Raw genomic sequence first — 19890 nt, forward strand, 5'->3', positions numbered from 1 at the left:
TAACTAGAAAACTTTTACCAGAACATCGTTGGCATGACGTTCACTTTCAAGCACAAAATCCACCGTGCCGATCTTTTGAAACAACTTACGTTGGTAAAACCTGTAAGCCGGCAAATTCTGCTGATTCACCGTGAGCCATGCCTGGCGATGGTCACGCGATTGACATGCTTCAACGGCGTGATTGAGCAGGGCGCTTCCAATGCCGCAACCAGCGAAATGTTCCTGTACATAAAGCGTCTCTATTTCCGGCTGGCCGATATGACGAATTGGACATTCCGCTTCAAGATTGAGCCGGACATATCCAACGAGGTGATTTTCCACCTCTGCCACATAGAGCTGTTTTATTCGGTTTTCTATTTCTCCGGCAAAACGTTCAGCAGTAAATTCTGCAAAGACATAGCGCGAGAAAACGTCCCGGATACCCGCCTTGGCATATGTGTGCAGCCATACTTGAATGGAGAGCGCGGCGAGATTTTGCGCATCGGAATGCAAAGCTTCGCGAATGACAATCTTCATGCTTCAAGCTGCTGCAGAGCCGTGGCGATCTTCTGAGCAAGACGCTCCGCAACTTCCTCCTTGCTCATGTCCGGCCATTCTTCAACACCTGAATGGGTCACGATGCGCACGGCATTCCGGTCGCCTCCCATAACGCCCTTGGTGTGACTTACATCATTGGCAACGATCCAATCGGCGCCTTTCTTGTCGAGTTTTTTTTGCGCATTAATCAGCAAATCCTGCGTTTCCGCTGCAAAGCCGATGACCAGCCGCGGGCGCAGTTTGCTATGCCCTACTCCTGCCAGAATATCCGGATTTTCCACCATCTGCAGGGCGGGTGCTTTTTCGCCCGGGTGTTTCTTTATCTTTTCATTCGCTTCATTCGCATATCGCCAGTCTGCGACTGCAGCCACCATCACGGCAGCATCCGCAGGCAGAAGCTGCTCGACCGCATCACGCATCTCACGGGCGGATTCCACATGAATCACTGAGACACCTTCGGGATCCGGAATATTGACCGGGCCGGATACCAGCCGCACCGTCGCACCAAGGCGCGCAAGAGCTGCGGCAATTGCATGCCCTTGCTTGCCCGACGAACGGTTGGCGATATAGCGCACCGGGTCGATTGGCTCATGCGTCGGGCCGGACGTCATTATGATAGTCTTCCCGGATAGTGGCTTTGGCGTGCGGTCGAGTAGTTTTTCGATGGCACCAACGATTTCCATCGGTTCCGCCATTCGCCCTGCGCCACTCTCGCCGCTTTCTGCCATTTCGCCCCTGTTGGGCCCAATGAAACGAATGCCATCCTTTTCCAATGTGGCGCGATTGCGCCTGGTCGCGGCGTGATTCCACATCTTCGGGTTCATTGCCGGGGCAATCAGCACGGGCTTGTCCGTCGCCAACAAAACGGCACTGGCAAGATCATTCGCCAGACCATTTGCCATCTTCCCCATAAGATCAGCCGTTGTCGGAGCCACAACAATCAAATCGGCTTCGCGTGACAGGCGGATATGGCCGACATCGTGCTCGTCTTCCCTGGAGAAAAGCTCGGTGAATACTTTATCCGCCGCCAGCGCACCCACGGCCAGTGGCGTTACGAATTCTTCGGCAGCCTTGGTCAATATGGGGCGAATTTTAGCGCCGCGTTCCCGCAGGCGCCTGATAAGATCAAGACACTTATAAGCCGCTATGCCGCCGCCTATGATCAGAAGAATACGCCGCCCCGCAAGCGATCCTGAAGCTGTTGAAACAGAATGGGGCAAGGTCGCTGGAGTTGACGGCTCATTGTTAAGCTCACCAAGAACAAGTCGGACTTCTTCTTCCATTGAGCGCCCATTCAAGGCCGCGCGAAGTCGCAATCTTTCCTTGGTGGCGTCATCCAGATTTCGGATCGTTATGCTGGCCATTTGATTGCACTCCACAAGAGAACGATTGCAAATGTGCAATCATTGCAATCAACTTAGCGCAAATTCTGTCAGGATAAAAGCTCGTAGGTTATAATGACGAAGCAAATTGCAATCACCCAGAGGGCAATTCGGCCTGATCGTGTGTGCCGCGCTTCGGCCTTGCCGATGGCATGGGCCGTCTGATCATCAAACCGCAAACCCTTTTCAGCCATGCGATCCAGTTCAAGCGACAACCTGTCAGCACGTGCTACCAGATCAGGCGCTTGACGCGCCAGATGCAGCAGCGACATCACACCCTCGCGCGCGTCAACAAGAATACCTTGCGGACCCAAATTGCGTTTGATCCAGTCGCCAACGACAGGCTCGGACGCTTTCCACATGTTGAAATGCGGATCGAGCGTGCGTGAAACGCCCTCGACAACAACCATGGTCTTCTGCAACATGACCAGTTCAGGACGGGTTTCCATGTCAAAGAGTTCCGTCACCTCAAACAGCAATGTCAGCAGCTTTGCCATTGAGATGGTTTCAGCCGGCTGACCATGGATCGGCTCGCCAATCGCACGGATCGCTTGGGCAAAACTTGCTACATCATGGTGATGCGGCACATAGCCCGCCTCGAAATGCACCTCGGCTACACGCACATAATCACGGGTAATAAAGCCATAGAGTATCTCGGCAAGAAACCGGCGCTCTTTTTTGCCGAGGCGGCCGGTAATACCGAAATCCACTGCAACAATATTGCCGTTAGCATCTACGAACAGATTGCCTGGATGCATGTCCGCATGAAAGAACCCATCGCGCAGTGTATGACGCAGGAATGACTGGATCAGCGTTTCGGCGAGCTTGATGAGATTGTGGCCAGCGGCGCGCAACCCTTCAATGTCCGACATTTTGACACCGTCGATCCACTCAAGCGTCAGCACGTCGCGCCCTGTACGCTCCCAATCGACTGCTGGCACCCGGAAGCCCGGATCATCTTTCGTGTTTTCACCAATTTCTGAAAGAGCCGCGGCCTCAAGGCGCAAATCCATTTCAATACGTGTGGTCTGCGCCAAGGTGCGCGTTACTTCGATGGGCCGCAAACGGCGGCTTGCCGGAACGTAACGTTCCTGCCAGCGGGCAACCAGAAAGAAGCTCTCAAGATCATTGTTAAAACGTTGCCGAACACCTGGACGCACAACCTTGACGGCAACCTTTTTGCTTCCTTCACTGGTTTTCACATAAGCGGGATGCACTTGGGCAATAGACGCCGCAGCAATGGGTGGCTCAACATTGACAAAGAGATCGTCGACCGAGCGGCCCAACGATCCCTCAATCGCTTTGATCGAGGCCTCCATCGGAAAGTAGTCGAGCTGGTCCTGCAACAGGGCCAGATCATCGGCGACCTCAGTCCCGACGACATCGGGGCGGGTTGCCAGGAACTGGCCCAATTTTACGTAGGATGGCCCAAGCTTGTTGATGGCCCGGGACATGCGCTCCGAGCGGCGCGCCGTCAGCGCACGGCGGCGAGCGAGAAGGCCTGCAATCTTGTGCCCAAACGCGGGAATACCGCTCAAACCATCAGCGGGAAGTGCGGCTATTACGCCCTCACGAGTCAATATCCACCCGGCTCGCATCAAGCGAAATGTTGCTGCAAAACTACTCATTCAGAAATCACAACTTCCAGCCGGAATGCAGCGCCGCGATGCCGCCGGTGAAATTGCGCCAGCTAACCCGTTCAAAGCCCGCCTTTCGGATCATGTCAGCAAAATCCGACTGTCGCGGAAACTTGCGAATGGACTCCACCAAATACTGATAGCTGTCGGCATCACCTGTTACGGCCTTGCCGATCTTTGGAATGGCATTGAAGGACCAGGCATCATAAAGCTTGTCCAGAACAGGCAGTTCAACTTCGGAAAACTCAAGGCAAAGGAAGCGCCCGCCTGGTTTTAACACGCGATATGCTTCAGACAGGGCGCGATCAATATGCGGGACATTTCGAATGCCGAATGCGATTGTATAGGCATCGAACCTGTTGCTTTCAAACGGAAGCTCTTCCGCATTGGCTTCAACGAATTCGGTATTTTCGGCGAGGCCTTTTTTGGCAGCTCGGTCTTGGCCAACCCCAAGCATGGAGCCGTTAATATCCAATACCGTCGCATGAGCATTGCGCCCGGATGCCTCCACAATCTTGAACGCAACATCTCCCGTGCCACCGGCGACGTCCAGCACCTTCCAATTTGCGGTTTTCGACGGGGACAGCCATGCAATCATCGAGTCTTTCCAAACCCGATGAAGACCGCCTGACATAAGGTCGTTCATGACATCGTAGCGCTTGGCTACCCTATGAAAGACGTCATTGACCCGGGTCTGTTTTTCGCCGTCGCTCACATCCTGAAAGCCGAAGGATGTTTCCATGCCACCCTGTGCACCGGTGCGTTGCTGGTTCATTTTCTTACCTGCCTGTATAATTCGCCGGAACCATAGAATATTGAGACGCAGAAGACCATCGCCTGTTGCGCGACAAAACTGTGCGTCTCCAGCACACACGCTTTGCGATCACGCTCATCAACAGATAAGGTCGGGCAAGTTCAGTTTAAAGGAATCCCCATGGGCGTGACCATCGTTTCCCACCCGCTTGTTCAGCACAAGCTAACTATCATGCGCGACAAGGACACCTCCACCGCCGGATTTCGACGGTTGCTGAAGGAAATATCCCTGCTGCTCTGCTACGAAGTGACCCGCGATCTGCAACTGACAAATATCACGATACAGACCCCCCTGGTGGAAATGGAGTCGCCGGTCATAGAAGGCAAGAAGCTGGTCTTTGCATCGATTCTACGGGCAGGCAATGGTTTGCTTGAGGGCATGCTGGACCTTGTGCCTGCGGCACGCGTTGCACATATCGGACTATACCGCGATCACGATACGTTGCAGCCAGTTGAATATTATTTCAAGGCACCGGAAGATATTGTCAACCGCCTCATCATTGTCGTTGACCCCATGCTTGCAACGGCCAATTCGGCAATTGTCGCAATTCAGAAATTGAAAGATCGCGGCGCCAGCAATATCCGCTTCCTTTGCCTGTTAGCGGCGCCAGAAGGAATCAAGCGCTTTACCGAAGCCCATCCCGATGTACCGGTTTTTACCGCTGCCATAGACAGCCACCTCAATGAAAAAGGCTATATCGTTCCGGGGCTCGGCGATGCTGGCGACCGCATGTACGGCACGAAGTAATTACGCGCCAATGCGGCGCAGGACCGGGTTGACTGTTCGGGGCTTGCGATCCGTAAAACCATAAGCTTTTTCGATAGCAAGCGCCGCAGTCTTCGCATCATCCTGCGTGCGGGCATGGACCCGCGCAACTGGCTCACCCTTCTCCATTTTAGCACCGATGGGTTGTAGCGCTGTGATCCCGACAGCGTGGTCAACGGGGTCTTGCGGTCTGATACGGCCACCACCCAGCGCCACGACTGTGATGCCAATGGCACGGGTATCAATGGATGCAACATAACTGGCAACAGGCGCACTTACTTCGACTGTGATGGGCGCTCTCGGCAGATAATGATCGAGCTTTTCGATAAAGTCGCTCGGCCCGCCTAGACCAGCAACCATGCGTCCGAACACTTCTGCAGCCTTGCCGCTGTTGAGTGCTTCCCGCGTCTTGTCTATTGCGGCCTTCAGATTTGGCGCAAGCCGTGCAGATAAGAGCATTTCTCCAACGAGTGCCAGTGTGACACTTTCCAATCGGGTATCGCGACGATCACCCGTCAGGAAATCAACAGCATTTTTGACTTCAACCGCATTACCAGCGGCCAAAGCAAGCGGCTCATTCATGTCAGTCAAAAGCGCTGTCGTTGGCAGGCCTGCGCCGTTTGCCACCTCGACTATACTGGTTGCCAAGGCCACCGCGTCGCGGTTTCGGGCCATAAACGCACCATTGCCGGATTTCACGTCAAGGACGAGCGCATTCAACCCTGCAGAAAGTTTCTTCGATAGTATCGAAGCCGTTATCAGCGGAATGGATTCCACCGTCGCTGTAACGTCCCGGATGGAATAAAGCCGCTTGTCTGCCGGTGCAAGATTGGCGGTCTGGCCAATAATGGCGCACCCGACTTCCCGCACAACTTTCCGGAACAGAGTGTTATCCGGCTGGCTGATGTAACCGGGGATCGAATCCATCTTGTCCAACGTCCCGCCCGTATGACCGAGACCTCTTCCCGATATCATCGGGACATAGGCGCCGCAGGCAACTGCGAGTGGCGCCAACATCAAGGACACATTGTCCCCAACGCCGCCTGTTGAATGCTTGTCAACAACGGGGCCGGGTAAATCCGACCAATCCAGCACATCCCCTGAATCGCGCATGGCGAGGGTGAGTGCCACTGCCTCCTCGCGTTTCATGCCGTTGAAAAAAACAGCCATGGCGAAGGCCGCAACCTGACCATCGGTAATGGAACCTGCGCTCATGGCATTGACGAAGGCGGTGATATTGGCTGCACTCAGTGTCGCGCCGTCGCGCTTGCGGCGGATAATTTCTTGCGGCAGCTCCATTGGCTAACCTATTTCCTGAATAAGAGAGCGGATGATCTTCTGCAAACGCGCACCACCCTGCGGAGCAACATCCTTGGTCTCTTCATGCGACAGTTCCGCCCCGGTCATTCCAGCACCGAAATTTGTGATGACTGAACAGGCCGCCACGCGCAATCCATAAAACCGCGCGAGAATGACCTCCGGCACTGTCGACATGCCCACAGCATCTGCACCAAGAGTCCTTGCCATACGAATCTCTGCAGGCGTTTCGAATGATGGCCCCGAGAACCACATATAAACACCTTGCGCCAATTTCTCGCCAACCTCACCGGCAGCAATGATCAGGGCATCTTTCCATTGCTGGTCATAGGCTGTTGTCATGCCGACAAAACGTTTGTCAGACGGCTCACCTATCAGCGGATTCAGCCCGGAATAATTGATATGGTCATCAATCAGCATCACGCTGCCCGGTGCCAGATCATGGCGAACCGATCCCGCTGCATTTGTGAGGATCAGCGTCTCAATACCAATCTCAACCAGCGCCGCAATGACTGGACGCATGACCGATGCGTCGCCCTTTTCATAGTAATGCGCACGTCCAGCCAGCATCAGGACCGGCTTGCCCGAAAGGTAGCCGGCAACCACCTGACCCGCATGGCCCGAGACGCCACTGTGCGGGAAACCGGGCAAATCCGAATAGGGAATATGGATCGCATTCTCGACAGCATCAACCAGCGATCCGAGGCCGGAGCCGAGCACCAAAGCAATACGAGGGGCAAGACCGTTCAGTTTTTGAATGAGCGTGGTCGTGGCTGGCGAAATCATGCAGCACCTTTACCGAGCACTTCCGCCTCAAAACCGAAGGGGAATATTTCTTTCATCGTCAGGGTTTGAATGATCCCGTCATTGTCGCAAAGATGGAGCAGCGTATCGGGGCCCGCAAACTCCGCCAAGCGCTGGCGGCACCCGCCACAGGGTGTGCACTTTGCCTTCTTCTCGGCGACGACAGCGATCTCGGTAATCGTGCCTCCACCACCCATCACAAAATGCGAAAGCGCAGTTGTTTCGGCGCACCAGCCTTCCGGATAGGAAACCACTTCAATGTTGCACCCCGAATAGATACGCCCGTCACTGGTACGCAGTGCGGCGCCCACCGGAAATTGCGAATAAGGCGAATGGGTTTTCTGCATGGCGGCGAATGCCGCGTCAAATAAGTCCGTACTCATAGCTATCTTTCCTTGACATAGGCAACACCGCCAGCTTTTGGCGGAATTGCCTTGCCGATGAATCCGGCAAGCAGAATTATCGTAAGAATATAGGGCAGCGCCTGCATGAGTTGCACCGGCACCTCACCGATCAACGGCAGAGTCTGGCCCTGAAGACGGATGCCCAAAGCGTCGAGGAACCCGAATAGGAGGCAGGCATACATTGCCTGGACTGGACGCCATTTTGCAAAAATCAAAGCGGCAAGGGCAATATAGCCTTTGCCTGCGGTCATATCCTTCACGAAGCCAGCGCCTTGCGCTGTGGCGAGATAGGCACCGGCAACACCACACAGAATTCCGCAGCAAATGACCGCGCGATAGCGCAGCCACGGAACTGAAATACCCGCTGTGTCAACGGCCGCCGGATTTTCACCCACAGCGCGCAAACGCAGGCCAAAACGTGTGCGATAAAGCACCCACCATGTCAAAGGCACCAGCAGGAAGGCCAAATAAACGAGGATGGAATGACCTGAAATCAACTCAAAATAGATCGGGCCGATGATCGGGACATCACGCAAAGCTTCGGCTCCGGGCAAATTGATAGCATTGAAGCGCGCCGTATTCGGCAAGGATGGCGTGCGCCCGCCCTGGTGAAACCATGCCTGTCCAAGGATGACCGTCGTTCCCGCCGCAATGAAATTTATCGCAACGCCGGAGACAATCTGATTTCCCCTGTGGGTGATGGAGGCAAAGCCGTGCACGAGGCCTAAAGCCACCGACACGGCAATGGCCGCTAAAAGGCCAAGTCCAGCAGAGCCGTACCATGTAGCAACAGCGCCCGCTGCAAAAGCACCGGCAAGCATTTTGCCTTCAAGGCCGATGTCGAAGATGCCAGCACGTTCGGAATAGAGTCCTGCCAGACAGGCGAGCAGCAAGGGAGCCGACAGGCGGATCGTCGAATCGAACAATTGCAGGATGGTGATGAAGCTTTCCATTACTGGCCACCTCCAGCAATAACGGGCGCTGTCTGGTCTTTTTTAAATGAAAAGCCATGGAAAATGCGCTGCAAGGTTGGCCGAAACATGTGTTCGAGTGCTCCAGCGAAAAGAATGACCAGACCTTGAATAATCACGATCATGTCGCGTGAAATATTTGGCATATCGAAAGCGATTTCAGCGCCGCCCTGATAGAGCATACCGAAAAGGATTGCCGCCAGCACAATACCGACCGGATGGGAACGACCCATGAGCGCAACGGCAATGCCTACGAAACCAGCCCCCGCAACAAAATCAAGCTGCAGGCGGTGCTGCGCTCCCATAATTGGATTCAGCGCCATCATCCCCGCCAGCGCACCTGAAATCATCATGGTGATTATAATGATACGCAGCTCGCTTATGCCGGCATATCGAGCCGCCTTCGGGCTAAAGCCCATTGTGCGGATTTCATATCCAAGCTTTGTCCGCCAGATCAGTACCCACACCAGAAACGCTGCAATGAGGGATACGAGAAAACTGAGATTGAGAGGGGCGGAGCGCATGTTGAGACCCACAGCGTTCAACAACCATCCAAGGCTTGGCAATTGCCCACCCTCTCCAAAAACACGCGTTTCTGGCGATTGGATGTTCATTGGCTTGAGAATTTGCACCACGATATAGACCATGATGCTAGCGGCAATGAAGTTGAACATGATGGTGGTAATAACAACATGCGAACCACGGCGCGCTTGTAGCCACGCGGGAATGAGCGCCCACAAGGCACCGGCTATGCCGGAAGCCACAATTGCCAATGGAAAGACGATCCACCATGGCAGGGTATCGCCGAGGCCAAGACCGACGAAAGCAACGCCGAGACCACCAATATAGGCTTGGCCCTCGCCGCCAATATTGAAGAGGCCGCAGTGGAAGGCAACTGCAACGCAAAGCCCGGTAAAGATGAAATTGGTTGCGTAGTAGAGCGTATATCCAACGCCGTCGCCTGTGCCAAAAGCACCCTTAACCATAAGAACCGCAGCTTCGATCGGGCTTTCACCAACGAGCAAGACGACAAGACCTGCCACGAAGAAAGCGACGATGAGATTGATCAGCGGCAGAAGTCCATAATCTGCCCAAGCGGGTAGTTTTGCAAAAGGCTGGCTCATGGCAGGTTTCCGATAATATGTGCGGATGTCGTGATACGGGCATACTCGCCTTCAAGCAAAGACAGCGCTAAGGCATGCACGTCTTCGGCGACCCATTTTTTGCCCCGGTAGTCTTTGCGATCAATGCTCGCGACAGCATCTTCCGGAACAATCACCTCGAAACCGAGATTGGCAGCCATTCGAACCGTCGCATCAACGGAATTTTCCAGAAGCACGCCCGTGACCACCAGGCTGCGCGCTTGCAATTCATCGAGAACATCCATCAAATCAGTACCAATGAACGCATTGTTTGTGCGTTTGTCGATGACCGGCTCGCCCATCTGCGGGGCAACCTCATCTTTAAATTCATTGCCATGGGTGCCAGGGCGGTACGGCGATGCAGGATCGGTTGAATCATGGCGGATGTGGATGACGGGCAGACGGCGTTCACGCCAAGCGCCGAGTAATTCACCTATACGCGCCTCTGCTTCAGGCTGACCTCGACGCCCCCATTTGGGATCATCAATAGCATTCTGGACATCTATAATAATGAGCGCCTGCGTTGTCATTCAGCGGCCTCCAGCTGTTCGACGCCGGCCATGAGGCAGCCGAGCTCGCCTTCGTCAGCTTCAGCATCCCGCTCTCCAACGATGCGGCCGGCGAACATAACGAGGATACGATCCGACAAAGAACGGATTTCATCGAGTTCCACGGAAACAAGCAGGACCGCCTTGCCCGCATCACGCATTTGAATAATCCGCTTGTGAATGAACTCGATTGCACCAACATCCACGCCGCGTGTCGGCTGGCCGATAATCAGGACACCCGGATCACGCTCAATCTCCCGGGCGAGTACGATTTTCTGCTGATTGCCTCCGGAAAAATTTGCGGTCTTGAGATTGGGGTCACCCGGACGAATGTCGTATTTCTCTATTTTCTTGCGCGCATCTGCTTTGATCGCATCAATATCAAGGAACGGTCCTTTGAGATAAAGCGGATCATCGTGATATCCCAGGATCGAATTTTCATATTCCTCGAATGCGAGGACGAGCCCCATATGGTGGCGGTCCTCTGGCACATGCGCTAATCCGCGATCGCGCAACTCACCCGGATCGGCAGCACCTGTAATATCGATAAGCTGTCCGTCAAGGAGAACGCGGCCTGATACTGCAGCGCGAATTCCGGCAATTGTTTCAATCAACTGTGATTGTCCATTGCCAGCCACCCCAGCGATGCCGACGATCTCACCCGCCCGCACAGTGAACGAGGCATTGTCGACCATGACCACGCCACGACTATCGCGCACGGTCAGATTTTCCACCGATAGTTTCACTTCGCCAGGCTGTGCCTCGCCCTTCTGGACACGCAACAAAACACGCCGTCCCACCATGAGTTCAGCCAGTTCTTCCACCGAAGTTTCGCTGGTTTTTCTTGTCGCTACTACTGCACCTTGGCGCATGACGGATACGTTGTCCGTTGCGGCCATGATTTCGCGTAATTTATGCGTGATCAGGATAATGGTCTTGCCCTGATCCCTCAATTGCTCGAGAATCCGGAAAAGATGGTCTGCTTCGGGCGGCGTGAGAACGCCGGTCGGTTCATCAAGAACGAGAATTTCGGCACCGCGATAGAGTGCCTTGAGAATCTCTACGCGTTGCTGCAGCCCAACAGGCAACTCTTCAATCAGGGCATCGGGATCCACGTCGAGTTCATATTCCTGCTCGAGACGCTTCAATTCAGCACGGGCTTTGGCAATACCGTTCTTCAGAAGCGGTGCGCCCTCTACACCGAGCATCACATTTTCAAGGACGGTGAAATTTTCAACAAGCATGAAATGCTGATGCACCATACCAATGCCCATTCCGATTGCAGCATTCGGATCGGTGATCTTGGTCGTTTTTCCATTGATACGAATTTCGCCGCTGTCCGCCTGATAAAATCCATAAAGAATGGACATCAGGGTCGATTTTCCGGCACCGTTTTCACCGATGATGCCGTGAATCGTCCCTTTCTCAATTGTCAGATGAATATCGCGATTTGCGTGGACGGAGCCGAAACGTTTGTCCACGCCAATAAGTTCGATTGCAGCTACGCTCATATCCCCATCCGCTGTTGATCAGCTCTTGTTGTTTTTCGAAGCTTACGACCCTAACACGGGAATTTTTTCTTTCCAGTCAAGAAAAGCAACATTCAACAGCCGCTATCATCTCTTCATACCTTGACGCAATGGCTATCAACTTGTTCAAATATCAAAACGCGGGACAGAAAAAGAAGCAACGGAGACGGGAATGACAGCCGAAAGTAATGACCGCCTTACGCGGCTTGAAATCCTGGTGACCGAGCAAGAACATACGATTGACGAACTCTCTGGTCAGCTAACCGAACAATGGAAAACTATTGAGGCAATGCGGCGCAAGCTGGACGCCCTGACAGATCGTTTTCTTGTCTTGGAGGAGCAGACCTCCGAAGATACGCCCGTAACCAAACCCCCTCATTATTAAATGATGACAAAAGTAGAGTTGCTCGAAAACCACCCCGAACTCGTGCCATTATGTGCGCGCTGGAATTATATAACCTGGGGCCGTGACGGCGGCCGCAGCCGGGAAGAAATCATTGATAGCTTCCTTGGTTTTCTTAATTCTGAAAGTCGCCAGAAAGCACTTGTCGGCTTTGTGTCCGGCTTGCCTGTGGGCCTGTCATTGCTGATCGACAACGATCTTGAAACGCATCCTCATCTGCAGCCTTGGCTCGCAAGCCTGTATGTTACGCCGGAAATGCGCTTGATCGGCGTTGGCAAGGCCATGGTAGAAGCAACGGAAAAGATTGCACAACAGCAAGGCCATCAGCAGCTTTATCTCTATACGTCTGAGACCGGCTACTATGAACGTATAGGCTGGCAAAAAATAGAAGAGCTAGACGGTGAGAATGCCGGAATGTGGATAATGAAAAAGCCATTAAAAAAGCCGCCGATGATCTGACCGGCGGCTTTTTTCAACTTTGATGCGTCGTTTTATTTGTACGGGCAAGCATTATCTGAAAAATAGCTGTGCACCTTCACCTTGCCGGAGATGATATCGGCCTTGGCGGCTTCGACAGCTGCCTTGATATCATCCGTCAGAAGCTTGGCATTGTTCTCGTCGGCAGCATAGTCAACACCGCCTTCTTTGACGCCGAGATAGCTCACACCGGCAGTAAATTTGCCGTCGGCACCATCCTTGAAGGCGTTATAGGTGGCGACATCAACACGCTTGAGCATCGAGGTCAGAACCTTGCCCGGATGCAACCCGTTCTGGTTGGAATCAACACCAATGCTTAGCTTGTCGGCATCAGCTGCCGCCTGAAGAACGCCAATACCAGTGCCACCCGCTGCAGCGAAAATGACATCAGAACCCTGATCCATCTGTGATTTGGCGATCTCGCCACCTTTTGACGGATCATTCCAGGCAGCCGGCGTATCACCGGTCATGTTCTGGATGACCTTGGCATCCGCATTCGTCGCTTTAACGCCGCCTACATAGCCACAGGCAAAATTACGGATCAACGGAACGTCCATTCCGCCAATAAAGCTGACAGTACCAGTCTTGGAAGCTTTGGCAGCTATGACGCCGACGAGATAGGAACCTTCATTGTCGTTGAATATGACCGAACGAACATTGGGCTGTTTAACTTCAGCATCGATAATAACAAATTTAGTATCGGGGAATTCCGTGGAAACCTTTTCAATCGCGGCAGCAGCGGAAAAGCCTGCAATGACGATCGGCGAATTGCCATCCGATGCGAATTTGCGCAGCGCTTGTTCGCGCTGAGCTTCATTCTGGATTTCGAATTCGCGATATTTCACGCCGGAATCAGCTGCATATTTTTCAGCGCCATTGAATGCAGCTTCGTTGAATGATTTATCGAATTTGCCGCCCAGATCATAAATCAAAGCGGGTTTGTCGTCCGCAGCGTTCGCTGCTCCAAGTGATATCAGGGGCAATGCCGTAGCAGCCAGGAGACCAAGAACAATACGCTTCATTTTATAGCAACCCTCTGGATTTTGTTTGAGGACACAACTTTCCGCTGTGCCCTAGACCATTGCGGCGAGGCATTCAACCCGCCGCACCTACGTCAATCTTGCATGCCATTAAGCAAAATTCACGCGGAATTTTGCCAAGTGATCAAAATTCAGATCGAAACCCGTTTTACCCAGGTTAATTCACTGCTCTGGCACTCGGTATCGGGCAAGAGACTCCTGTTCCACGCAGCCCGCAATAACCGTCGGGATTCTTGGCCAGATATTGCTGATGATAGTCCTCGGCATAGTAAAATATCGGTGCTTCGAGAATCTCGGTGGTGATAGTTCCGCGCCCTTTGGCCGTTAGTGCGCTTTGGTAATCAGCGCGGCTTGCCTCAGCCACAGCCTGTTGCTCTGGTGTGAAAGTATAGATTCCGGAACGGTATGTTGTACCGACATCATTGCCCTGCCGCATGCCTTGGGTTGGGTCGTGCTCTTCCCAAAATATCGTCAACAGCTCTTCATACGAAACGATCGCCGGATCGAATACCACCAGTACCACCTCGTTGTGGCCGGTCAGACCGGTACACGTTTCCTGATAGGTTGGATTTGGTGTAATTCCGCCAGTATAGCCCGCGGCAGTCAGATAGACGCCGGGCACTTGCCAGAACAGACGTTCAACGCCCCAAAAACAACCCATTCCGAACATGGCGGTTTGCAGATTGTCAGGCCAAGGGCCTTTTAATGGGCGCCCATTAACAAAATGCGTTTCTGCGGTTGCAATTGGCGATGAACGGCCAGGCAACGCCTGCTCTGCCGTCGGCATTTCGGATTTCTTGCTCAGCATGCTGAATATGGACATTGCGTTACCTCCGGTGGATGGGCTTCGACGATGCTTCAGCGGGCAGCGAACCTGCCTGTTTTGTCGGCGCGTCTGTAACCTATCGCGTATAACAACAGCGCGAGAAGAGCGAAGACGAGAACTGTCGGCGCGTCCAGTACCCAAAGCATCAACGGGTCCCAGAATATGCTGTATAAATGGGTTCTGATGCTTGTTTCGACAAGTGCAAAAGAGTTGGCTGAAACCGATTGCCAGCTATCTCTCAGCGACGTGATGACCAGGTTGGATGCGCCAACTGATCTGGCGGCATCCAGCACAGCGGCAATAATAGCCAGGCTAAGGCAGATATAGGCTAAAAGCCTGAAAATAAGACGTAGCAATATTCTTCTCCAAGGGCGAAACGTCCTTCACCTGAAAGGATGTTGGATCGCTTGATCTTCTATCCTCTAACGCAAAACCCCGGAAACCGGAATCGCTTTTCTGGACATGATTGCGATCCGTTGCGACGTGAACAGAATTGCGCGCCGTGTACCTCCGAGGAGCCGTCAGCCATATCTATACCTATAACCCATTGTAATTAAATGATAAAATGGTGATTTTGCCGTAAATCAAAAATATATTGAATTAGGAGTTGAACAAGTGCTTGTTCTGGCTATAGTGCGCGCCGCACAGGGTAGCTGCCGACTAACCATCGTATAGCGCTGTGTCTGTATCGAAGAATGAGTGGCCGATGGTTGACGGTGCTCTTGCAGCCGGTCTTTTCGGTTGCACATAATTAGCCCGATCAGTTATGTGCTGGGCGTATTGCGGAGAGGTGGCCGAGTGGTTGAAGGCGCACGCCTGGAAAGTGTGTTTACGTTAATAGCGTAACGCGGGTTCGAATCCCGCTCTCTCCGCCATTATTCCAATTTTATGCAGAACTATCCGTTAGTTGAGAGCATCCAGCTGGCCGTCACTCAGAATTTGATCGAGTTCTGAAGTTGTGGGGAAAGCGGAGCGTGTACCAACTTTCGATATAGTGATTGCCGCTGCCTGAGACGCATGTTCGAGCGCTTTTCTATCAAGTTGGCAGCCGCGTTTTAAAGATGATGCCAAAGCGACGGACATGAACGTATCGCCAGCTCCGGTCGTATCGACAACCATACCAGGTGATGCAGCCACTACGATAGTTTCCCGCCTGTTCACCAGCAAGGCACCTTCACTCCCCAAAGTTAGAACCACCTCTTGAATTCCTTTTTGCAGGAGATATTTGGCGGCAGCTTCACCTTTAGCACCTGTTAAAGCCTGCGCTTCCCCGCGATTGAGAAACACTATATCCACCAACGCCCAAATATCCGAGAAAAATGACCGCTGTGGCGACGGATTGAAGGCGGTGATCATGCCAAGCGATTTAGCGAATTGAAGAATTCCTACCGTCGCCTCGGGGGAAAGATTTCCCTGCAGAATGGCAAGATTGCCTGGTTTGGCTTCCGCCAGAGCGGGCGCAACATGTGAAGCGCATAGCCTTTGAGCAGAGTCCGTTGTCGTAACGATCGCATTTTCTCCGTCTGGCAGGCGGAAAATAAGAGAAATGTCGCTCGATATCCCCTCGATGCTGATGAGTTCGCTGGTCAAGGGCTCCCCCTGAAGATGTTTGCGGATCGTAGCAGCTCTCGAGTCCTGCCCCACCGGAGCCACAAGTACCGTGGGAATGCCGCAGCGCGCCATTACGACAGCCTGGTTTGTCCCCTTTCCTCCGAGATCGTGCGCGCCCACATGCCCAAGGATCGAAGCGCCGGAGATAGGAAGCTCATCGACAATGATCGTTTCATCCATGGCAATATTGCCGATTACATAGGCACGCATGCGGTCACTTCCTTGAAGTCAGAGATATGGCGCGTCGTGAAAATCAATTTCAAGCTGCATCGCGTAGCCAAAAATACTGCTTAGCCGGACGCACAAGCCTTCAGGGAGCCCCTGCTCACCTGCCATATCGAGCTGATCCTTGAGCCACGTGGCCTGATCCGCAAATGCCTGATCCACATGCATTGCAACCCATTCCTTTAAAAGCGGGTCACTGATGTTGCAGGCAGACGCCTCCTTCGACCAAGTCCAGTACATCCATTCTGCCGCAAACATTGCTGCGATAATATCGAGAAACTCACCGTCCTTGGCGATGGCGAGCATGCCCGAACAAAAGTTTTTGACGGCCGGTATACTGGTATCGAACGATGAGGGATCGATACGACGGCTGGCAAAGGTCCGCTCGAAATAAGCCATCTGGTCATTTGCAAGAGCGATAACGACTGCTGCAAGCCAGCGCTTTTGCTCGATGGTCTGCGCTTTTGCCACAGAGAAAGCAAAGATGGAAATTGCCGTATCAACAAAAGCCCCCTCATAAACGAGGTAGCGCTCGAATACAGTATTGCTCAATACATCGTTCTTGATGTCCACGACAAAGCGATGATTGATCATCTCTTCAAGAACGCCCGCGTTTTCGCGAAGAATACGTTCGGAGAGGGTTTCGGTTGCCATCGGTTCAGGCCTCCAAACCTGGCTCCGCCGCCTTGCGGAATGCCTTTACGCGATCGATATCCACCGCATTCCACCACACGCCATCATACTTGAGTGATGAGGCAACAATAACGCCATTGGTGCGACCAAGAATATCTACGATATTGTCCTTGGTTACGCCGGATCCAACGAGCAGTGGAAGGTGCGTAGCAGAGCCGATTTCGTCGATCTCTTCCATCGTTGCACTGTTGCCCGTCCGCTGGCCTGTAGCAATGATGCCATCTGCATCAAAGAATGCCAGATCGCGGGTCAGTTCCTCGATTGAACGGTCGGCAACAATAGCATGGCTGCCATGTTTGACGTGGCTGTCGGCAAATACCTTGATATGCTCTGCCCGCAGCATGGAACGGTAACGCATGGCTTCGGCGGCGCGTCCTTCCATGAACCCTTCATTCGCCACATAGGCATTGGCCCACTGGTTGACGCGGATGAATTTTGCTCCGCCTGCCATGGCAATGGCGAATGCCGGAATTGGTGCATTGGCAAGGACATTGATCCCAAGTGGAACGCCAATGGCGCTTGCGATACGGTCCGTCACCACGGACATGAAACCCGTTGTTTCAGGACCGATATCGTCCGGCTTCGAAAATGGAATGTCGCCGTGATTTTCGATGACCAGACCATGCAAGCCGCCTTCAATGCAAGCTTCGGCATCGCGCATGCACGCGTCATAGATCACATTCATATCGGCGCCCCTATATCGTGGAGAACCGGGAAATGCCGGGCAATGGATCATCCCGATGAGCACCTTATTGGTGCCGAATATTTCCTGCACAGCATTGGATTCGCGATCCGATATTGCTTGCATGTTTTTCCCTTTCATGGAGACTTCATATCTGTCTGCTGGTTGTCCCAGACGCCTGTCTTCAGTCGCGCGTTAGCCAACCGAGAATGTTTTTCCAAAGCCTGCCATAACCTTCCCACTCGCAGAATGCAGGCGATAGCCAATGCGGGCCAATATCCGATGTCCATGCCGCGGTCTTACCTTTGCCGAAACGTCCGAGAACCAGAAGCGGATGCCCGCCCTGATCGTCAGGCAGGCGTGCGATTACCTCCACATCTTCCCGATCGCGAAGCTCGACCTCGTTGACACCGAGAAGCAACGGCCATTCGCCATCGAGCCCGGCCATAACTGGGTGATCCGGTAGTTCGATCTTCGGCGTCGTTCCTTCCGGTATCTCGACACGATCGTCGTAAGGAAGGCAGGTAACAGGAAGGACGTCTTCCACCGCAGTGCGCCGCCAGCGGGCCTTCCCATCAATGCCTTGAAAGGAGAAGTATCCGCCAACCATCAAGAGCGAGCCGCCCTTTTCGACCCAGGCCTTGATCAGCTTGAGGCGGTTAGGGACTGTGCGGGAATGCAGCCAGACATCGGGTGGCAACAGCAGCGAGTTTGCACCTATGTCGGAAAGGATGATGACGTCATACACGTCCAGACCGGCCATTTCGAAGGGAAATTTCTCAACCGCTTCGTGCGCGGGCATGTAGGTCAGTTCGAAATCGCTACCCGCGAGCGCCTTGACCAATGGTTCGGCACCAAGATGAAAGGTAACGCTGCCGAACTGATCGAAACCTTTGTAATGTGTTGCAGAACTAACCCAGCTCTCGCCAACGAGCAGTACTTTCTTTGTCATCGTCTTACCATTCTTTCTTAAAATTTCCGGGTCCTTCCCAAGACTCCGGACAGGCAACTCGCGTTAAACACCTGCGTGAAAAACTGAGCGGGGGTTGGCTCGCATCATTTGATCGAGAGCCGCTTTATCCAGACCGTGGCGTTGCAGCCGCGGCAGAAAATGACGCAAGACATAGGCATAGCCATTGCCACCGTATCGGGTCAGCATCATCTTGAGGAAAACGTCGTGAGACAGCAGCACCCGGTCGAGATGACCGACATCTGCGAGGCGGACAATGGCCCGTGCTGCCTCTTCATCACTTGGACACTGGACCTGCTGATCAGCATAGAAGAAGTCCATGCCGATCATATCATATTCGAGGAAAGCGCCGCGGGCGGCGAGTTCGCTCTGATAAGCAAAATCGTCATGGGAAGGGTTCATATGGCACAGAACCGTATGCCGCAGGTTCGCACCCTCTTCCGCAACGATATCGAGGACGCGGTGGCCCAACCTGAACCAGCCAGGCAGATGCACCATAAGCGGCAGGCCGGTTCGCACCTGCGCCTGAGCAGCGCCACGCAATGACTTCTCTTCATCAGCAGTGAAGTCCGAAGAGACGCCGATTTCGCCGATCAATCCGATCCTGACATCGGTCCCGTCCACTCCCTCCACCGCCTCGCGGACAATCTCCGTCGCTATATTTTCAACGGTCATTGCCGCAACCTCAGGGGGGTGCGAGGAGCCAAGATAATATCCGGCTCCCATCACCACATTGAGGCCGGACGCCTTGGCAATACGCCTCAAGGCAAGCGGGTTCCGGCCGATACCCCGGCAGGTTGGCTCTACAACTGTCTGCCCACCCTCAGCGACAAAGGCCTTCAGCTCCGTTACCGCCAGCGGTTCATCATCAAGCGTAATATTATGCTTGTTGACGAAAGGATCCTGCTTCAACTCGCCCAGTATTTCGATGCAGACAAAACCGCCTGCAAGATATTGGCGCTCCGGGGTCTTCGGCGCATGCCACCAGCACCGGCAGTCGTTCAGAATATGCTCATGCATCAAGGTAATGCCAAGCTTCTCCGAGGCTATCGGCCCGTTGACGGTCATCACCTTGCCGGAATGGATATGGGCTTCCGAGAGATCTTTGCTCAT

Annotated in this window: 22 protein-coding genes and 1 tRNA gene; 4 read left to right on the forward strand and 19 right to left on the reverse strand. The window is 53.5% G+C overall.

Annotation, left to right across the window (positions count from 1 at the left end; genetic code table 11):
• Positions 1-3 precede the first annotated feature (3 nt).
• From ACTJI9_RS10285 to ubiE, 4 genes are all read right to left on the reverse strand, one after another.
• On the reverse strand, positions 4-516 hold the full coding sequence (locus ACTJI9_RS10285; protein ID WP_440807776.1) for an N-acetyltransferase family protein: 513 nt from the start codon (positions 514-516) through the stop codon (positions 4-6).
• Complete coding sequence (coaBC, locus tag ACTJI9_RS10290) at positions 513-1901, reverse strand: bifunctional phosphopantothenoylcysteine decarboxylase/phosphopantothenate--cysteine ligase CoaBC (protein WP_440807778.1); 1389 nt, start codon at positions 1899-1901, stop codon at positions 513-515. The genes ACTJI9_RS10285 and coaBC overlap by 4 nt, the downstream gene beginning before the upstream one ends.
• A 68-nt stretch (positions 1902-1969) precedes the next feature.
• Positions 1970-3547 carry a 2-polyprenylphenol 6-hydroxylase gene (gene ubiB / locus ACTJI9_RS10295; protein WP_440807781.1) on the reverse strand — a complete coding sequence of 526 codons (1578 nt, stop codon included), beginning with the start codon at positions 3545-3547 and terminating at the stop codon, positions 1970-1972.
• A 7-nt stretch (positions 3548-3554) separates the two neighbouring features.
• Positions 3555-4331 carry a bifunctional demethylmenaquinone methyltransferase/2-methoxy-6-polyprenyl-1,4-benzoquinol methylase UbiE gene (gene ubiE / locus ACTJI9_RS10300; protein ID WP_115054731.1) on the reverse strand — a complete coding sequence of 259 codons (777 nt, stop codon included), beginning with the start codon at positions 4329-4331 and terminating at the stop codon, positions 3555-3557.
• Between the two features lie 159 nt (positions 4332-4490).
• Here ubiE and upp point away from each other — a divergent pair, with 159 nt between their 5' ends.
• Positions 4491-5117: a uracil phosphoribosyltransferase gene (upp, locus tag ACTJI9_RS10305; protein WP_115054730.1), complete on the forward strand. Its 627-nt coding sequence runs from the start codon at positions 4491-4493 to the stop codon at positions 5115-5117.
• On the opposite strand, the gene deoA is transcribed toward upp, so the two are convergent.
• The 7 genes from deoA to ACTJI9_RS10340 are packed head-to-tail and all read right to left on the reverse strand — an operon-like array spanning position 5118 to position 11832.
• Complete coding sequence (gene deoA, locus ACTJI9_RS10310; protein WP_440807785.1) at positions 5118-6434, reverse strand: thymidine phosphorylase; 1317 nt, start codon at positions 6432-6434, stop codon at positions 5118-5120.
• 3 nt (positions 6435-6437) lie between these two features.
• Entirely contained in the window at positions 6438-7238 is an 801-nt protein-coding gene (locus ACTJI9_RS10315; RefSeq protein ID WP_440807788.1) for a purine-nucleoside phosphorylase, read from the reverse strand.
• Entirely contained in the window at positions 7235-7639 is a 405-nt protein-coding gene (locus ACTJI9_RS10320) for a cytidine deaminase (protein ID WP_115054727.1), read from the reverse strand. The genes ACTJI9_RS10315 and ACTJI9_RS10320 overlap by 4 nt, the downstream gene beginning before the upstream one ends.
• Positions 7640-7641: 2 nt before the next feature.
• Positions 7642-8613: an ABC transporter permease gene (locus ACTJI9_RS10325; protein WP_336440464.1), complete on the reverse strand. Its 972-nt coding sequence runs from the start codon at positions 8611-8613 to the stop codon at positions 7642-7644.
• Positions 8613-9755 carry an ABC transporter permease gene (locus ACTJI9_RS10330; RefSeq protein WP_336440465.1) on the reverse strand — a complete coding sequence of 381 codons (1143 nt, stop codon included), beginning with the start codon at positions 9753-9755 and terminating at the stop codon, positions 8613-8615. The genes ACTJI9_RS10325 and ACTJI9_RS10330 overlap by 1 nt, the downstream gene beginning before the upstream one ends.
• The gene (locus tag ACTJI9_RS10335) at positions 9752-10303 is read right to left on the reverse strand and encodes a cysteine hydrolase family protein (RefSeq protein WP_336440466.1); all 552 of its coding nucleotides are present in this window, start codon (positions 10301-10303) and stop codon (positions 9752-9754) included. Before ACTJI9_RS10335 ends, ACTJI9_RS10330 begins: the two co-directional genes overlap by 4 nt.
• Positions 10300-11832 (reverse strand): ATP-binding cassette domain-containing protein, encoded by a 1533-nt coding sequence (locus ACTJI9_RS10340; protein ID WP_115054723.1) that lies wholly within the window; start codon positions 11830-11832, stop codon positions 10300-10302. The genes ACTJI9_RS10335 and ACTJI9_RS10340 overlap by 4 nt, the downstream gene beginning before the upstream one ends.
• 190 nt (positions 11833-12022) lie before the next feature.
• Between ACTJI9_RS10340 and ACTJI9_RS10345 the strand changes: the two genes are divergently transcribed.
• Together ACTJI9_RS10345 and ACTJI9_RS10350 are read left to right on the forward strand one after the other, a co-directional pair.
• Positions 12023-12235, forward strand: coding sequence for a SlyX family protein (locus ACTJI9_RS10345; protein WP_115054722.1), 213 nt, complete (start codon positions 12023-12025; stop codon positions 12233-12235).
• On the forward strand, positions 12236-12712 hold the full coding sequence (locus tag ACTJI9_RS10350; protein WP_115054721.1) for a GNAT family N-acetyltransferase: 477 nt from the start codon (positions 12236-12238) through the stop codon (positions 12710-12712).
• A gap of 32 nt (positions 12713-12744) precedes the next feature.
• Here ACTJI9_RS10350 and ACTJI9_RS10355 read toward each other — a convergent pair whose 3' ends face one another.
• From ACTJI9_RS10355 to ACTJI9_RS10365, 3 genes are all read right to left on the reverse strand, one after another.
• A complete protein-coding gene (locus ACTJI9_RS10355) occupies positions 12745-13752 on the reverse strand; it encodes a BMP family lipoprotein (RefSeq protein WP_115054720.1) in 1008 nt (335 codons plus the stop codon).
• A 175-nt stretch (positions 13753-13927) separates the two neighbouring features.
• Positions 13928-14593, reverse strand: coding sequence for a peptide-methionine (S)-S-oxide reductase MsrA (msrA, locus tag ACTJI9_RS10360; protein WP_115054719.1), 666 nt, complete (start codon positions 14591-14593; stop codon positions 13928-13930).
• Positions 14594-14628: 35 nt separating this feature from the next.
• Complete coding sequence (locus ACTJI9_RS10365) at positions 14629-14952, reverse strand: hypothetical protein (RefSeq protein WP_115054718.1); 324 nt, start codon at positions 14950-14952, stop codon at positions 14629-14631.
• A 428-nt stretch (positions 14953-15380) separates the two neighbouring features.
• On the opposite strand from ACTJI9_RS10365, the gene ACTJI9_RS10370 reads away from it, so the two are divergent.
• A tRNA-Ser gene (locus tag ACTJI9_RS10370) sits at positions 15381-15471 on the forward strand.
• A gap of 28 nt (positions 15472-15499) precedes the next feature.
• Here the strand turns inward: ACTJI9_RS10370 and ACTJI9_RS10375 are convergent.
• From ACTJI9_RS10375 to ACTJI9_RS10395, 5 genes are all read right to left on the reverse strand, one after another.
• Positions 15500-16417, reverse strand: a complete 918-nt coding sequence (locus ACTJI9_RS10375; RefSeq protein ID WP_440807793.1) for a ribokinase — start codon at positions 16415-16417, stop codon at positions 15500-15502.
• Between the two features lie 18 nt (positions 16418-16435).
• Positions 16436-17086 carry a TenA family protein gene (locus tag ACTJI9_RS10380; protein WP_440807796.1) on the reverse strand — a complete coding sequence of 217 codons (651 nt, stop codon included), beginning with the start codon at positions 17084-17086 and terminating at the stop codon, positions 16436-16438.
• 4 nt (positions 17087-17090) lie between these two features.
• Positions 17091-17933 carry a BtpA/SgcQ family protein gene (locus tag ACTJI9_RS10385; protein ID WP_115054696.1) on the reverse strand — a complete coding sequence of 281 codons (843 nt, stop codon included), beginning with the start codon at positions 17931-17933 and terminating at the stop codon, positions 17091-17093.
• 58 nt (positions 17934-17991) lie between these two features.
• Complete coding sequence (locus ACTJI9_RS10390) at positions 17992-18759, reverse strand: glutamine amidotransferase (protein ID WP_440807798.1); 768 nt, start codon at positions 18757-18759, stop codon at positions 17992-17994.
• A gap of 63 nt (positions 18760-18822) precedes the next feature.
• On the reverse strand, positions 18823-19890 hold the full coding sequence (locus ACTJI9_RS10395) for a phosphotriesterase family protein (RefSeq protein ID WP_307281989.1): 1068 nt from the start codon (positions 19888-19890) through the stop codon (positions 18823-18825).

The organism is Phyllobacterium sp. 22552 (genome assembly GCF_052044585.1).
GTDB classification, from domain to species: Bacteria; Pseudomonadota; Alphaproteobacteria; order Rhizobiales; family Rhizobiaceae; genus Phyllobacterium; species Phyllobacterium ifriqiyense.

What these genes read in the sequence shown, in the direction of transcription:
- ACTJI9_RS10320 (WP_115054727.1), bottom strand. Translation starts at nt 7,639, where the DNA reads ATGAGTACGGACTTATTTGACGCGGCATTCGCCGCCATGCAGAAAACC.
- deoA (WP_440807785.1), bottom strand. Translation starts at nt 6,434, where the DNA reads ATGGAGCTGCCGCAAGAAATTATCCGCCGCAAGCGCGACGGCGCGACA.
- ACTJI9_RS10380 (WP_440807796.1), bottom strand. Translation starts at nt 17,086, where the DNA reads ATGGCAACCGAAACCCTCTCCGAACGTATTCTTCGCGAAAACGCGGGC.
- ACTJI9_RS10340 (WP_115054723.1), bottom strand. Translation starts at nt 11,832, where the DNA reads ATGAGCGTAGCTGCAATCGAACTTATTGGCGTGGACAAACGTTTCGGC.
- ACTJI9_RS10335 (WP_336440466.1), bottom strand. Translation starts at nt 10,303, where the DNA reads ATGACAACGCAGGCGCTCATTATTATAGATGTCCAGAATGCTATTGAT.
- ACTJI9_RS10350 (WP_115054721.1), top strand. Translation starts at nt 12,236, where the DNA reads ATGATGACAAAAGTAGAGTTGCTCGAAAACCACCCCGAACTCGTGCCA.
- ACTJI9_RS10330 (WP_336440465.1), bottom strand. Translation starts at nt 9,755, where the DNA reads ATGAGCCAGCCTTTTGCAAAACTACCCGCTTGGGCAGATTATGGACTT.
- ubiB (WP_440807781.1), bottom strand. Translation starts at nt 3,547, where the DNA reads ATGAGTAGTTTTGCAGCAACATTTCGCTTGATGCGAGCCGGGTGGATA.
- msrA (WP_115054719.1), bottom strand. Translation starts at nt 14,593, where the DNA reads ATGTCCATATTCAGCATGCTGAGCAAGAAATCCGAAATGCCGACGGCA.
- upp (WP_115054730.1), top strand. Translation starts at nt 4,491, where the DNA reads ATGGGCGTGACCATCGTTTCCCACCCGCTTGTTCAGCACAAGCTAACT.
- ACTJI9_RS10390 (WP_440807798.1), bottom strand. Translation starts at nt 18,759, where the DNA reads ATGACAAAGAAAGTACTGCTCGTTGGCGAGAGCTGGGTTAGTTCTGCA.
- ACTJI9_RS10355 (WP_115054720.1), bottom strand. Translation starts at nt 13,752, where the DNA reads ATGAAGCGTATTGTTCTTGGTCTCCTGGCTGCTACGGCATTGCCCCTG.
- ACTJI9_RS10325 (WP_336440464.1), bottom strand. Translation starts at nt 8,613, where the DNA reads ATGGAAAGCTTCATCACCATCCTGCAATTGTTCGATTCGACGATCCGC.
- ACTJI9_RS10285 (WP_440807776.1), bottom strand. Translation starts at nt 516, where the DNA reads ATGAAGATTGTCATTCGCGAAGCTTTGCATTCCGATGCGCAAAATCTC.
- ACTJI9_RS10395 (WP_307281989.1), bottom strand. Translation starts at nt 19,890, where the DNA reads ATGAGCAAAGATCTCTCGGAAGCCCATATCCATTCCGGCAAGGTGATG.
- ACTJI9_RS10345 (WP_115054722.1), top strand. Translation starts at nt 12,023, where the DNA reads ATGACAGCCGAAAGTAATGACCGCCTTACGCGGCTTGAAATCCTGGTG.
- ubiE (WP_115054731.1), bottom strand. Translation starts at nt 4,331, where the DNA reads ATGAACCAGCAACGCACCGGTGCACAGGGTGGCATGGAAACATCCTTC.
- ACTJI9_RS10315 (WP_440807788.1), bottom strand. Translation starts at nt 7,238, where the DNA reads ATGATTTCGCCAGCCACGACCACGCTCATTCAAAAACTGAACGGTCTT.
- ACTJI9_RS10385 (WP_115054696.1), bottom strand. Translation starts at nt 17,933, where the DNA reads ATGCAAGCAATATCGGATCGCGAATCCAATGCTGTGCAGGAAATATTC.
- ACTJI9_RS10375 (WP_440807793.1), bottom strand. Translation starts at nt 16,417, where the DNA reads ATGCGTGCCTATGTAATCGGCAATATTGCCATGGATGAAACGATCATT.
- coaBC (WP_440807778.1), bottom strand. Translation starts at nt 1,901, where the DNA reads ATGGCCAGCATAACGATCCGAAATCTGGATGACGCCACCAAGGAAAGA.